General features: G+C 33.9%; 12 protein-coding genes. 1 reads left to right on the top strand and 11 read right to left on the bottom strand.

The window, feature by feature from the left end; all coding sequences use genetic code 11:
- The 9 genes from TD18_RS01215 to TD18_RS01175 all read right to left on the bottom strand — a co-directional run bounded on the left by TD18_RS01215 (position 1) and on the right by TD18_RS01175 (position 9,567).
- The gene (locus tag TD18_RS01215; RefSeq protein WP_040247383.1) at positions 1-894 is read right to left on the bottom strand and encodes a pseudouridine synthase; all 894 of its coding nucleotides are present in this window, start codon (positions 892-894) and stop codon (positions 1-3) included.
- An 84-nt stretch (positions 895-978) separates the two neighbouring features.
- Entirely contained in the window at positions 979-1,881 is a 903-nt protein-coding gene (locus TD18_RS01210) for a geranylgeranylglycerol-phosphate geranylgeranyltransferase (protein WP_040247380.1), read from the bottom strand.
- A gap of 50 nt (positions 1,882-1,931) precedes the next feature.
- Positions 1,932-2,861 (bottom strand): mevalonate kinase family protein, encoded by a 930-nt coding sequence (locus tag TD18_RS01205; protein ID WP_040247377.1) that lies wholly within the window; start codon positions 2,859-2,861, stop codon positions 1,932-1,934.
- Between the two features lie 81 nt (positions 2,862-2,942).
- The gene (locus tag TD18_RS01200; protein ID WP_040247374.1) at positions 2,943-4,040 is read right to left on the bottom strand and encodes a diphosphomevalonate/mevalonate 3,5-bisphosphate decarboxylase family protein; all 1,098 of its coding nucleotides are present in this window, start codon (positions 4,038-4,040) and stop codon (positions 2,943-2,945) included.
- Positions 4,041-4,537: 497 nt separating this feature from the next.
- Positions 4,538-6,130: a hypothetical protein gene (locus tag TD18_RS01195; protein WP_152611280.1), complete on the bottom strand. Its 1,593-nt coding sequence runs from the start codon at positions 6,128-6,130 to the stop codon at positions 4,538-4,540.
- 78 nt (positions 6,131-6,208) lie between these two features.
- Complete coding sequence (locus TD18_RS01190) at positions 6,209-6,739, bottom strand: DUF1697 domain-containing protein (protein WP_040247370.1); 531 nt, start codon at positions 6,737-6,739, stop codon at positions 6,209-6,211.
- A 1-nt stretch (position 6,740) separates the two neighbouring features.
- A complete protein-coding gene (locus TD18_RS01185) occupies positions 6,741-8,021 on the bottom strand; it encodes a BaiN/RdsA family NAD(P)/FAD-dependent oxidoreductase (protein WP_040247368.1) in 1,281 nt (426 codons plus the stop codon).
- The gene (locus TD18_RS01180) at positions 8,018-8,707 is read right to left on the bottom strand and encodes a glycerophosphodiester phosphodiesterase (protein WP_040247365.1); all 690 of its coding nucleotides are present in this window, start codon (positions 8,705-8,707) and stop codon (positions 8,018-8,020) included. Before TD18_RS01180 ends, TD18_RS01185 begins: the two co-directional genes overlap by 4 nt.
- Positions 8,707-9,567, bottom strand: a complete 861-nt coding sequence (locus TD18_RS01175; RefSeq protein ID WP_040247362.1) for an acyl-CoA thioesterase — start codon at positions 9,565-9,567, stop codon at positions 8,707-8,709. The genes TD18_RS01180 and TD18_RS01175 overlap by 1 nt, the downstream gene beginning before the upstream one ends.
- A 197-nt stretch (positions 9,568-9,764) precedes the next feature.
- On the opposite strand from TD18_RS01175, the gene TD18_RS01170 reads away from it, so the two are divergent.
- On the top strand, positions 9,765-10,499 hold the full coding sequence (locus tag TD18_RS01170; protein WP_241480622.1) for a hypothetical protein: 735 nt from the start codon (positions 9,765-9,767) through the stop codon (positions 10,497-10,499).
- Here the strand turns inward: TD18_RS01170 and TD18_RS01165 are convergent.
- Together TD18_RS01165 and TD18_RS01160 are read right to left on the bottom strand one after the other, a co-directional pair.
- On the bottom strand, positions 10,492-11,775 hold the full coding sequence (locus TD18_RS01165) for a DUF2254 domain-containing protein (RefSeq protein ID WP_040247355.1): 1,284 nt from the start codon (positions 11,773-11,775) through the stop codon (positions 10,492-10,494). The genes TD18_RS01170 and TD18_RS01165 overlap by 8 nt on opposite strands.
- Before the next feature lie 6 nt (positions 11,776-11,781).
- Complete coding sequence (locus TD18_RS01160) at positions 11,782-15,489, bottom strand: metallophosphoesterase (RefSeq protein WP_040247352.1); 3,708 nt, start codon at positions 15,487-15,489, stop codon at positions 11,782-11,784.
- Positions 15,490-15,511: the final 22 nt, after the last annotated feature.

Genomic DNA, 15,511 nt, shown 5'->3' with positions numbered 1-15,511 from the left:
CTACAACATCTTCAACGTATTAAGCTCTTGTTCTGTAAGATGTTTCCAGTGACCACGTGGTAAATCTTTTTTGGTAAGGTGAGCAATCGCTACACAATCTACACGAACTATATCATACTTTAAATGATCAAAAATGGTATGAAGAATGGTATTTCCTGTATTCTTAATTTTAAGTCCGATTTTAGATTTAGGAGCATCTTCGATATAACTGATTTCTTCGACTGGAACCAATTTTCCTTCAACTTTAATCCCTTCCTGAATTTTCTTTAAGTCTTCAAACTTTAAATTTTTATCGAGTTCAATTTCGAATAAGCGCTCCACACCATTTTTAGAATTTGTGAACTTTTTTACAATGTCATCATCGTTTGTAAACAACAACAAGCCTGTAGAGTTTCGACCTAGACGTCCTATTGGTTTTATTCGTGCAGTTGTTGCATTCGCTACCAAATCCATTACTGTTTTTCCTTTGCTTTCACTTGTCGTGGTTGCAAAACCTTTAGGCTTATTCAACAATACGTAGGTTTTCTTTTCTGGATTGATTCGAGCGCCATCAAATCTTACTTCGTCATCTAATTTTACCTTATAACCCATTTCGGTAACGACCTTACCGTTTACAGTTACGCTTCCAACTGAAATATGCATATCAGCATCACGTCTTGAACAAATTCCAGAATTTGAAATGTATTTATTTAGACGTATTTCATCAGGATTGGATGGTTTCGAGGGTTTTGAAGGCTTAGCCGCAAAAGGCTTCTTTTTTATAGGTGCATTTCCTCTGGCTAGACTATTGCTTTTAGCATTATCACGTCCTCTACCTGATTTTTTATTGGTAGGTTTACTTGTTCCTCTTCCTGAAGGTTTCCCTTTCCCGCTTGCTCCTTGATGTCTGCTCATAATGACTAATTTTTCGCAAAGGTAGTATATTAGTCTTTACGAATCGAAATATTCTGAAGTAGTTTAAAAATGGTTATTTAGGAATTAAATGCGATTTAAAACCACATTCACATTAATTAAAACAATTGAAAATACACCAGCTAAAATGATGAATTTTAAAATATTATGTAATATTAGATAATGTATTTTAGTATTTGACCTCCAAAGTAATAGTAAAAAAATAAGGAGTAAAACCACAGATAAGTAAAAGAAGATATACATATGTCCGACGTCAAATTGATTTAAGAGCAAATACACTGGAATACTTGTTAATACGATCAAAATTGTCAGCATTAACTTTGAAGCTTTTTCACCATAAACTACTGGAATTGTTTGATAACCCAACAATAAATCGCCTTTCATGTTTTCTAAATCTTTAGTCAGTTCTCGCATCGAAATCATTAGGAATAAGAATATGGCATGAACAAAGATGACCGATTCAAAGTTTTTATAATATAGAAAAATAGCAAAAAATGGCGTGATCGTTAAAATAGCTGATGTCAGGTTTCCAATAAACGGAAGTTTTTTTAATTTATGTGAGTAGAACCAGATTCCGAAGATATAAACTGAGAAAAACACTACAGCATTAAACGACACATAACTTGCCATGATGACAGCCGAAAAATTGAGCACAAAGTAAAAAGACAGTTTTGTATTTTGACTAACCAACCGATCTAATTTAGATTTGTTAGGACGATTGATTAAATCCTTTTCTGAATCGTAAAAATTATTAATAATATAACCTCCAGCAATAGTTGCTGCCGAAGCCAACACCAGCATTAACAAGTTTAAATCTAATAGAACCACTTTTAAAGGCTTATCATGAGCTAGGATGTAAATGGATGCCAAATATTGAGCTAGGACAATTACGAGAATATTATAACCGCGAACTACAGAAAACATACTAAAGAATTTGAGTAGAATGTGTTTCTGTTTACGAGATAACATAAGTCTTTTTTTAGACTCTTCGACAGCGCTCAGAGTGACAAAATGAAGATTTAAAAATTGTAGACTACTTCAAGTTTGTAGTCTTTGAGTGATTGTCTAGCCGTATCAATATCTTCAGTAAATCCTAAGATATAACCACCACCACCAGAGCCACATAATTTTAAGTAATACTCATTGGTTTCAATTCCTTTTTTCCAAAGTTCGTGAAATTGTTGAGGAATCATTGGTTTAAAATGGTTTAAAACCACCTTAGACAGCTGTTTCGTGTTTTTGAAAAGCGATTTCACGTCTCCTTTCAAGAAATCATCTACACAAGCATCTGTATGTTTAATAAATTGATCTTTAAGCATGCTCCTGAATCCTTCTTGTTTCATGTTTTCCATGAAAATACGAACCATTGGAGCAGTTTCACCGATAATTCCTGAGTCTAATAAAAAGACTGCACCTTTACCTTCGGTTTGTTGCGCTGGAATTCCTGTAGCTTCAATATTATCTTTTGAATTGATTAAAATCGGAATACTTAAATAGCTGTTTAAAGGATCTAATCCTGAAGACTTTCCGTGGAAAAACGATTCCATTTCAGAAAAAATTGCCTTTAGTTTTAATAACTTATCTCGAGTTAAGTTTTCTAGAACTGTGATTTTATCATTTGCATATTTATCGTAAATGGCAGCTACCAGAGCGCCACTGCTTCCTACACCATAACCTTGAGGAATAGAAGAATCGAAATACATGCCTGCCTCAACATCGTTGGTTAAGGTTTCAATATCAAAAGTCACCAGTTCAGCATCAATATCTTTAAGATAAGATACAAATCGTTCTAAACTTTGATTAGATTTTATCGCTTCCTGAGACGGATTTTCATCAGTCTTCAATGCACCATTATAGAAATTGTAAGGAATAGATAAACCTTTGGAATCTTTTATGATTCCATACTCACCGAAGAGTAAAATTTTTGAATAAAAAAGTGGTCCTTTCATGAATTTCGAGCCATTTGCTTTAACAAATATACGGATTATTATGCTACTTAGTTTACAATCAACCGTTAACTATATGATAAATTATTGATCTTCAATTACCAATTGTTGCGCACCAAAACCGATTTGATCACAAATATAATGTCCGTTTTGACAATAGGCAACTAATTCAGTTTTAATAAATTCGAGCACAATATCCTTTTCATTTTCAGGATACAAGACATGAACATTTGCTCCTGCGTCTAAAGTAAAACAAACTTTGGAGTTGGTTTTATTTCGATATGCCCAAATTTTATTGATAATTTCCAATGTATTGGGTTTCATCAAAATGAAATATGGCATGCTGGTCATCATCATGGCATGGAGCGTTAAAGCTTCACTTTCTACGATTTTAATGAAGGCATCAACATCGCCAGTTTTAAAGATACCGATTAGCGTAGATAAATTTTCGTGTGCTTGTTTAAAGCGACGTTCAGCATAAGGATGATCATGCATTAAATTATGTCCAACAGTACTACTGACTTGCTTTTCACCTTTATCAACTAATAAAATAGTGTCTTGATAGTTTTTAAAATTCTGATGCACTTCATAAGGGTACTTTACTCCGAATAAGTCTGAACTACCTTCAATATCTTTGTGTGTTCCCCAAACTATCAGATCACCTTCAATACTTCTGCAAGCACTTCCAGAACCTAATCGCGCTAAGAAGGAGGCTTTTTTGTTGTAATAGGATCTTTCGACTGCGCTTAAAGTGACATCAGACAATTCCATTTCAATACTAACGAGACATAATGCCAAAGCACTCATTCCAGACGCTGAAGATGCAATTCCAGAGCTATGAGGAAAGGTATTAGAGGTTTCAATTTTGAAATGATAGTCTTTTAAAAACGGCATATACACTTCAATGCGTTTAAAAAAGGTTGCAATTTTCGGTTTGAAGCTCTCTTTTAATTCACCCTCTAAAAACACATCGAAGGAAAAATCATCAAGAGTTTCTTTTTTTGAAAAACTAAGCGTTGTAATAGTTTTACAGTGGTCTAGGGTAAAACTTATAGATGGGTTTTCAGGAATTTGATTGTCCTTTTTTCCCCAGTATTTTACTAATGCAATATTACTTGGTGATGACCACGAGATGGTGCCACGCTCTATTTGCTTAGTAACTGACTTTAATTTAAAATCCAATGATATTTTTTTTTCAAAGATAAGTGTTTAGATTGATATGTAGTGTTGTAAAACATTTGAAGAATAACTTTGATTCTAAATTCTTGCTATTAAACGCTAACAAAATTGAGTGTTATTTATCTTTTAAGAAATCCTAGGAATGAAAACAATTCTTAAAATGTTATTAATTAATTTACTACTCATTTCTTTTGTCAGTTGTGGGCAAAAAGAGTTGAGGAAGCTTTACGTATTTTAAAGATTAATAATAACGAATCCAAAGTCAGCAAATACTTATGACAGCTAAGGTGATGTTCTATTAATAAAAGCAAATTCTTTACAAGCTCTTGAAAATTTCAAAATAGCTTATAATAGGAATCCTTACTTTAACTTGACATGAGATAAAATTTTGTTATTTGAAACTGAATTATATTGATCTGACTCCATACGACTAAAACATTAAACATGGTTCGAGTCCGACATTGGTCTAATCGAATTAGAACGTTTGCAAAGTTGTTATATTAATTTCCGTTAGTATTAGCAGCTACCTCTTCTTCTGAAGGCTCTAGCTTGGTCATTTTATCACGTTTTACTTTTAACTGATCTAATGTATCCAAAACAGGATTATGAATTTTATTAACTTTTTGATTTTCATTATTCGCATTGAAGAACATTCCTTTCTCTTTTGGCTGCCCATAAAGTTCTGGATTAAGGTATTTCCCGTTGCGTTCTCCTTCCTTAATTACAACGACTTCTCTTTGTTCTGGGTTTTGTTTTAAATATGGATCATTTCTTTCAGACGTAATTTGCCAAGACACTTTTTTATTAGGCTCACCACCAGCAATTATAAATTTGCCATTGCTAATTTCTGATTCAATATAAAGATTAGGCATTGCTGCCCCAATTGGTGTTAATTGATATGAAGGATTTTTATTTATACTATCGTAATAATCAGGAAGATTTACTACAGCCTTTCCATTAGCATCAAAAATCTCAGTACCTCTATACATGTTTAAAACTTCATTAGATTCTATTGAAAAATGTTTCAATATTTTACGCTCTGGATCTTCTGGATGATCAATAGTAAAAGTTTTTACTCCTGTCGCACCACTATCTCCAACAGAAAACATTCCGTACCAACCTCCTTGTCCTATAGAACCAATTCCCCAACCTGCCGCAGGAACAGAAAAACCAAAAACTCCAACATGATCAGCAACATCAGTCCCTGTGTAAGCAAAATCTGCAACATAAGCTGTTCCCACAATTGTATTATTCTGATTTTCACCTATAATAACAGAGCCACCACCTTGGGATGTTGCAAAAATTACAGGATCGTTATTTCCTGGATTATTAACATTGAATTCTGCATTTCTCCCTTGTAATCCTTGGTGATTAACTATGACGCCTACTCCATTACCATATTGAGTTCCTGCTAAGATGCCACCATACACTAATCCTGCACCAGTTGGTGTATTAGTATAAACATCAGATAACAAAGAAAAACTATCGCCTCCACTCGTGGGAACTGCCGGATTATTTGTCGCATTAACATAAACTCCTGTGCCATCTTGAACTTCTAAGTTTATATACTCAGCTACACCTCCATTTTGAGAAAGATCTTGAAAAATTCCTAATGTCGATGTCCCTTCCAGTAGATTATAAATAGCGCCTCCAGAACCTGTAATTTGATTAAATAAACCATATCCTGTTCCAGTAGGGTTAACATAAATTCCATCATTAGCACCATTTTGAAAAACAGCCAAACCTATTGCTGAACTAGTTGGGTCCATTAGAATATCTAACCCTCGTGCATTGGCACCTGTACCAATTTGTGATATCTGAAGTGCTGGAATATTATTAGCGGTATTTAGCGATTGCAGATTTAGGCTTCTACCCAAACCAAAATTTCTTAACCAGATGGAAGAACTACCATTTGAAGTATTGTCATGATTAACTTGAAGAGCATTTCCAGTGGCTGCAGGTGCAACTATATCAACCTGAGCGTCTGGAGTTGTTGTTCCTATACCTACCTGTGCAGTAATAGACCAGCCAAATAATAGAAATACTACTAAAATATTTATTTTTTTGAATACTGATTTACAATTTGTCTTCATGATTTTCATTTTTATTTATATAAAGATAAACAACTAACTGAAAATCAAACAAATAATTCGTTCAACTCTAAATTTCATCTATAAACTCATTTCTAAGAGTTTCATCAGTGTTTTATAATTTCTAGAGGTAGCTGTAAGATTGAGTTTCTTCTCAAAAAAATTCATGTTAAATTTAGAATTCCCATATCCTATTGAAGAATGAAAGTAAAGACAATCGTTGATGATGACAAATTCTTCATTTTGAAAGGTTTTTTCTGAAACCTCTTCAACCAGATCTTGTTTAGGAATAGTACTCAACATGATAAAATAACTTGTTTCCTTTTTTTCTTTTGAAAACGGACAAGCATTGAACAGAGCTTCTAATTCTTGTCTTGTTTTAGCTATCACTGGAACTTCAAATCCGAAATGAGCACAAATTAATTTTTGAATTCTAATCTCAATTTCTTTTGTATGTGAAATCGACGATTGTAAAATTATATTGCCACTTTGAATGTAAGTCCGCACATTTTCAAAACCTGATTTCAAAAGTAATTCTCGCAGTTCAGCCATTGGTACTTTTTTATGTCCACCAACGTTGATTCCTCTTAATAATGTGATGTATGTATTCATGTCAAGACTTACCTCCTAATAAGAGAGCAAACTCTTGCGAGATAGCTTTAGCAGCAATATAAGCTCCAGACCAGGCATTTTGAAAATTAAATCCGCCAGTTATGGCATCAATATTCAAAATTTCACCTGCAAAAAAAAGATTACTGTAAAGTTTACTTTCAAAAGTTTTGAAGTTAACTTCTTTAAGATTAACACCTCCAGCTGTGACAAATTCTTCTTTAAACGTACTTTTACCAGTGACTTTAAATACAGCTTTTGTAAGCTGAGCGGCCAACTGTTCTAATTGTGATTTATTTAAATCTGCCCAACGCGTTTCGTTAGTCATACTTGAGGCTAACACCAAATTATGCCATAAGCGCTTTGGTAAATCAAACTGAGTTGATTTATACACCGTTTTTTTGGCCATTTCTTGTTTTAATGCTTTAAGCTGGTCTAAACAATCTTCAAAAGATTGTCTAATAAAATTGATTTCTATGTCGAATTTATAATCGCGTTTGGCTAATTCAATAGCTCCAAAAGCAGATAACTTCAGTATGGCAGGTGCGCTCATTCCTACATGAGTAATTAACAATGGACCTTCGCTATACAAGTTAGAATCAACAACAGCAACTTCAACATGTTGTGCCACAACACCAGGAATATCTTTGATACGTTCATCGTTAATATCAAAGGTAAACAATGATGGAACGGGTTGAGAAATCGTATGACCTAATTCTTCTAATACATTCCAGATTTTAGGATTGCTTCCTGTTGCGATGAGTAGTTTTTTACAAGAAAAATCACCTTGATTTGTTTCTAAGAGAAATGTTTCTTGTGTGTGAGATGCTTCGACTTCACTCAACATGACATCTTCACTTAAACGAATAGATTTAACAGAATGATTATACAACACTTGTACATTATGCTTTTCAGCTTCTTTTAGAAAACAATCTACTATGGTCTGAGACGTATTTGAAACAGGAAACATTCTCCCGTCCTCTTCAATTTTCAATTCGACGCCTCTCTTTTCAAACCAATCAATTGTATCACCTGTCATAAACTGATGAAAAGGTCCTAACAATTCTTTTTCACCTCTTGGATAATTCAATACTAATTCTGAAGGAATAAATTCAGCATGCGTCACATTGCAACGTCCTCCACCAGAAATTTTCACTTTCTGAAGTCCTTCTTTACCACGTTCGAGAATCGCAACTTTTATAGCAGAGTTTTGTTCTGCAATATTAATAGCTGCAAAAAAACCTGCAGCTCCTCCTCCAACAATAATGACATCGTATGTATTCATATTACATCGGGATTATCAGAAATAATACCATCAACACCATACGCTTTCATACGTTCAATAGTGGGCTGGTCATTGACTGTCCAAGTTAATACTTTAAAGCCTTTTTCTTGAGCTAAACTTACATTATCTTTTGTTACTAATGCTACATTAGGATGAATCGCAAACGCATTTATAGTTTCAGCAAAATCGATGGCATCTACAACACTTGCCTTTGTAAGCACACCTAAATGCAATTGATTGTTGAGTTTATATACTGTTGCTAATTCTTGGTGCTGAAAGCTTGAAATTATAAATTGATTTATGTTCCAATCTCTAGCTTTGATATACGTCTCAATTGTTTGACAGGTTCCTGTAGCTGTATTCCTTCCTTTAAGTTCAATGTTGAGAATGCAATTTTTATCAACGACACCGAGAACTTCGTCTAAAGTTGGAATCTCATATTGGTCATTGATTTTAAGTAGTTTTAATTGTTTTAAGGTGTGTTTAGCCACCTCTCCTGAACCATTAGTCATTCGATCCAAAGTAAAATCATGAAAGACCACCAACTCTCCCGAAGCGCATTTATGAACATCTATTTCAATGGCATCTACTCCTAATTCTAAAGCTTTCTGTATGGAAGCAATGGTGTTTTCGGCGACATACGTTTTTGCACCTCTGTGGCCTATTTTTAAAACTTTTTTTGACATTATTTAGGACGCATTAAGCCTTCCTGAGCAACAGAAGCGATTAAAACACCTTCTCTGGTAAATAAATTTCCTTTTGCAAAACCTCTGGCATTGGACGTGTTTGGAGATTCGATAGAATATAATAACCAATCGTTATAATCAAAATCTCTAAAAAACCACATGGAATGATCTAAACTCGCTGTCTGCGTATTATTCCAGTTGGCTTTACTCGCATGCCTATTCATTGCTGAAGTTAATATATTATAATCTGAAATATAGGTTAATATTTGTTGTTTATCACTTCTACTTAAGCTGGACACATCGCCTTTTAATTTAACCCAAACATCAGTAAAAGGTGGCAAATCTTTTTTATTTAAAGGATTTGCTATTTGAGTAGGTTTGAATTCGATTGGACGCTCAATTTCAAAAAAACCTTTTATTCTACTCGGAAGCACATCGCGATATGTTTCTAATAAGTCTGTCCAACTCATCAATTCGTCAGGTAATTTGATATTAGACTTCATCTCAATCTGATGCTCATAACCATCTTCCTGCTTGTGAAAGGATGCAGATAAAATGAATATAATTTTTTCATTTTGTTGGGCTGTAACACGACGTACTGAAAAACTCCCACCATCTCTAATAATGCTCACGTCATATATTATAGGAATTTCTAAGTGACCGGGTTCTAAGAAATATGAATGTAAAGAGTGTAAAATTCTTCCATTTGTAATTGTTCGGGTTGCAGCATTTATAGCCTGAGCTAGTACTTGTCCGCCAAAGACATTCGGACTGCCTACTGTTATACTGAATCCTTGGAATTTTGTGTCTTCAATTTGAGTTAACTGAATTAATTGTAATAAATCACTGGCTGAGTTCATAAAGAAAAACTTATTTTTTCAAAGCTAAAAAAATGTACATTCTAATAGACTGCTAATTTAAACTTTATAATTAGTTTAAGATTTTTAACTTTTAGTTTTACGGTAGCATTCCTATATTTCGATTTATGAAAGCGTATTTAAAATTTCTTTGTTTTGGACTTTTTTTTATTTCTTGTAAAACGGGCAAACTTGATGCTTTGGCAGACATATCATCGAGCTTAAATGAAATTTCAGCCATAGAAAAAACAAGCCATTCAGATGTGTTATGGGTTATTCAAGATGCTGGAAATAACAATCATTTATACGGATTAAATCTGAAAGGGCAAATCGTAAAAGATATAATCGTAAATAATGCAGAAAATACAGACTGGGAGGATTTAACGTCTGATGCTGATGGTAACATTTATATTGGCGATTTTGGAAACAACAGTAAAAAACGAACTCAATTTACTATTTACAAGGTACTTCAACCTGACAAGGCATCCTCCTCTGTTGAAGCAGAACAAATTAACTTCACGCTTCCTAAAAAAATGGATTCAGAAGATTTTGAATCGTTTTTTTTACATAATGGTATGTTTTATCTTTTTAGTAAAGATCATAAAACTTGTGAGCTAATTAGAATACCTAACAAACCAGGACATCACGTCGCGAGTTATATTTCGAAAGTAAAACTGAAGGGTAAACATGTTAAAGTAACTTCCGCAGATATTAGTGATGATGGAACTACGGTCGTGTTACTTAATCATGATAAACTTTGGAAATTAACCAAATATTCTGCTGACGACTTTTTTAGTGGAACTTTAGAAGATTTCACTTTTGAACATGATACTCAAAAAGAAGGAATTTATCTCATCAGCAACAATGAGGTTTTAATAACCGATGAACGAAATAAATATGACGGAGGATATATTTATCGTTTTAACATTAAATAGTTGGATGCAAAAATTTAATTGCTTTTACATCGGCATCAGTTTTAATGTTCTCTAAGGCATCCTCATACAAATTTTCAAGTTCTTGTTTGATAGCATCCTTATATATCTCCAATGCCATAGTCTCACTTTTATAAAGGTAATTCAGCATAAAAAATAGCTTTTGTACAATGACAATATCATGTTTACAATAGGTCCTCAATGCTGCCATCACCTGAAATAACAAATCTTTAAAATCGACTGTACTAACTTTTAAGATTGGAGAAGAATTCTCGTCACAAATGATACTTGTATTACTCTTTTGTAGTCTTAGTGCAAACAATTCAGTGAGATAATCAATAGCATTTAAGGCAGTTCCTGGATCATTAATTCCAGGTGACATCGCCTTCACAGCGATTTCAGTTATCTGTTTAAAAGCTAGTACATAATTGTCTTCAATTAATTCGCTTTTTGAAAACAATAATGATGACAGAATTTCATTTAAAACGTTATCATCCAAATCCTGATTCACTTTTAAAATGGGCAATTCTTTTAACACATAAGAGCCTTTAAGGGGTAATATTTCTAATTTCATCTGCTCTCTTTCCGTAATAATGGTTAGTGCTTTGATACTGATATCCTGAAAATACCCAGAATTATTTGAGCGAATGGTTTTCCAATTGGACGTATCTGGAAACTCGTTAATATTAGTGTTTTCAGAATCGATAAGCTTATTTAACCGCAACTTGGCAGTGTTGAATATACGATCCATGATATTATTGACCTGGATTTCCTGAGATATTGAATGAATAAAATAAATAAAAGCACCCAAACACAATGTCATTAATACGATTGCGAGTAAAACTGAAAACCCTGGCAACTGATATTCATTGCCATTGGGCTCAATAGATACCAAAGTGAAAATACAGTATAATAATGTTGAATTGTAAATTCCAAGAATAATTTGATGTCTTCTATTAGAAATCAATCCTGGAAGCACTCTCGGAGAGAAATTGCTAGACGCCTGATTGAGCAAAATCATAACAAGCGAAAAACTAAACACCATGATTGATATCAAACCAGCAATGAAAGTAGTTAATAAACTCCTTGCGGTTTCAGTATCATTAACCACTAGAACAGGAGCGTGTTCTAATAGATAAGTCGATACACCTTTACTTTCAAAATAATACATTAATAGCGCAAAAAGCAGTCCGCTAAGACTTAACAGAGATGGGTAAAATGCAATTTTGCTCTCTAGTTTTAGAATGTACTTAATGGTATTACTGACATATTGTTTCATGATATTCTAAAAGTTCAGACCAAAACCGAATGAAAAACGTAAGCCTTCTACACTATTAAAAAGGTTGAATGTTCCGGATAAACTTTCAGCAGCTGTAATCCAGAGTCCTCCTCCGTAATCGTTATGCCATTTATCAGAAAAATCACCTTTAAGCCAAACTCTACCCACATCAAATCCGCCAAATACGCCAATTTGCAATGGTAATGTCCTCGTCTTAAAAGAGTTGAAACTATATCTTAAATCTGCACTACCAACTACTGAATTTTTCCCTGTAAAACGTTCGGTTCTAAATCCTCTCAATCCATTTCGACCACCAATATTTGCGGCTTGATAAAAAATTAAATCGTCTCCAACTCTCACTTGAGCTCTGGCATCTGTCTTTAAGACAAGCTTCCGGTTTCGGGTTAAGGCATTATAAAATCCTAAATCAGAATTGAGATATCCATAAGTGTTTTTTGTGTCTTTAAATTCAGTTTTACCACCAACATTTATGAGGAATGTCATTCCGCGTGTAGGATTTAATTTATTGTCAAAACTTTCATATTTATATTCAGCTTCAAGAGCTCCAAAAAGACGTCTTTCATAAAATTCATTAAAAGACGAAGGTACTAGTTCAGTAATGAATCGGTTTGGAGTATTGTCAATTTCAATAGCTTCAAAAATTGCTCTGAATCCATAATCACTACCAAAGTTTCCTTTTTTCAAAATACCAGCTTTTGCCATGTAAATACTGGTTTTAACACGATTGTAATCCAAATCTAACTCATCATCATTATTTACTGTTTCATTTCCGTAGCCAAAAAAGTTATTAGTGAAATTTTCAGAGGTAAATTGTCCTCCGACATGCAAATTCCAATCGTTCATGATATTAGCAAACTCGCCGTCATAAATAAGTGAAAAGCCACTTGTAGCAAAGAAATAACCACCTCTAAAGCGATGTTGTTGAGAATATGGGTTTCTCTGGAAACCATTTTTAGTTTTTACAAATTGCAGGCCTAGAGAAATGCCATCATCTGGATTAAATGCAATTGCAGGAGTAATCACGCTGGTGTTAACAATATGTTTTTGAAAATCGAATAAATTGAGTTTATAAACATCAGTCAATCTAATCGTTCCGCCTTTATTTTCTTTTATAGTATTAGGCTTACTCTCATGATCATAAACCTTTACGCGTCTTCCAGATTTGATTATGTAAGTATCATTTTCTTGGCCTCCAATCAATCTAGTAAAAATGAGATTATTAGCTTTACCAGTAACTTCAAAAACATCTTTATCATCTAAACCATAAATCCAAAGTTCTTTAGTGACCGATTTGTTGAATATTTTATCAACAATGACCTCACCTTTTTCACCATCTATAATTCTTGATATCTTAACTCGAGTTTCGTTATCTCCAAGTCTTATAACTTCGATATAATCGTCTTTATCGGTACCTGTTAAAATCACTAATTCGTTCAAAAATTCATAATATCTAGTTGCTATATCTACCAAGTTCCCTCGTCGTCCTTTGAGTTTTTCTTTTATCTCGTTTAAGGTGTCGTCCTGAGCTTCTTTTGGGACTTTCGAAAAGGCTTTTTCTATAACCTCATCAGTGATATTTTCTTGCAGAAACTGGGCGTGTTCTAACCATTTTTCCTTGGTAGATTGCTGCACCATTACACGATCTAATTTTACTCCTGCGGCGTTCATCCACTCGATATCCTTTAGCTCTTCATCATAGACCTGCAATTGTTTTGTAGATCCTGAAATGATTCGCATAACATCCAACAAAGCGCCATCAAAATTTGAAAATACCTGATCTCGATCTCTCGGAATTGGTCGAAACCATTTATCACCATTTTCCTGATCAAACTGAGCCCATCGCCATTGATCTTGGTGTCTGTCCCAATCTCCAATAAGCATATCAAATAATCGTGCTCTTACGTAGGCATTCTCATCAATTTTATACTTCTCATCTTCACGAATCTTTTCAATAATGTCATGAGTGCTTTCTATATCGTCTGCAAAACCAAAATTACGTTCATCAACATAGTTCTCTTCTGGTCGTTCTTCTATCATGTACAATTCACCACCATAGTCATTGTTATATTTTCCTAGGTGCTTATGCTTTGGAATAAAGAATATTTTAGGATTGGTATGATATATTTCTGCTGCATCAGACAAATCTGGAACAACGGTAAATGCATAGGGATGTGCTGCAGTATAAAAATCCTGAATCAAGCCTTCAATTGCTGTTTTTTCAAACTCATCTTGAATATAGGTGTCTTTAAATAAAACTGTTTGTAAGTATTGTGTTGCACTTTTTCTAAGGGCTCTCATATTGAGCTCACGACCATCTTTAGTTTTCAATCTTAGTGATCTTGTTTGGTGACCTCCTCCTGCTCTTACGACCTCCAGACCACCATAAAGCGTATCTAAGGTTGCAACTTTGGCTGTTATTTTTGTGCTATAAACATCGCGATAGTGGTCTCCCCAAACAGATTCGAAAAATCCAGTTTTATCGGTTTCTTCTTTTGTATAAACAGATGCTTGAATTTCTTGCGGAAAACTATCCGGTAAATTTGAAACATCATAGTCCTTTGTGGGTTCATAGATTTGTTTGACAAAAAGGCGTTTAGCCTGTCCGTTTTCCTCACCATAAATTGTTACCCAACTACTGCCGTCTTTATAAATTGTTAATTCAGCAAAACCTTGTTTTCCGTAAGAAAACAGTCCGTTATTACTCAATTGAGCTGCAGATTCTTTTGCTCCAGAGCCGGACACAATTTGCTTAACTTTTTCGCTTTCTATATATTGAAGTGTATGCTCATGACCAGAAACAAATATAAGGTTTTGAACATCGTATGTTAAGGTTTCTAGCCGTTTCATTAAATCATTATAACGTTCATTATATCTGTCTTGAATAGACACACCACCTTGTGTTCTAATTTGAGATATGAGAGATGCAAAAACAGGAACTGGGATTTTACTTTGAGTAGGATACAAATGTTTTTCAGCAGCATAATAACCTCCATGCACACCATTAGTGTACATTGGATGGTGCATTGCAAGCACGATCGTTTTATTTTGAGCCTTTTTTAGCTCGCCTTCTAATTCTTCAAAGAAACGGTCTCTGGTCTTAATTTCACATTCATCATTAATGGTTGGATTATCGTTCCAGTTTTCCAGATACCACTGTGTATCTATAATAATAAGTTTGATAGAATCACCAACATCAATATCTTCAATTGGGCAACCGTTTTCAGGTTGAAATGTATTCTTCCCTAAGGCATCCTCAATGTATTTCTCTTGTCGTTTAAGACCCTTAAGTCCGTTAGCATACCAATCGTGATTCCCAGGAATAAAGACCACTTCTCCGTCAAATCCTTTTACAGACATAATTTGTCCGTTCAAAGCATTCTCTGCCGCTGCCCTACCTTTTTCTCCTTCTTTTGGGAGTCCGTTGGGATAAATATTATCTCCTAAAAAAAGGGTATAATCACCTTTCGTTTTTTTGTTCTTTATATGATTATTAAATGCAGTCAATGCTTTAGACATACCATCTTTAGGCGATTTTCCTGCATCACCAATTAGATAAAATGTTTTATCGACCTCTTTACTAGGGAGTGTTGCAATTTTATCATCATCATTTCTGTATTGCGACTTATAAGATGCACAAGCATTTAAGCATACAATTGCAATTAGTAGTAAAATTATCCTGTAAGGTTTCTTCATATTTTTATTTATAAGTATTGCA

The organism is Psychroserpens mesophilus, assembly GCF_000826645.1.
Classification (GTDB): domain Bacteria; phylum Bacteroidota; class Bacteroidia; order Flavobacteriales; family Flavobacteriaceae; genus Psychroserpens; species Psychroserpens mesophilus.
This window is presented reverse-complemented; position numbering and strand designations above follow the sequence as displayed.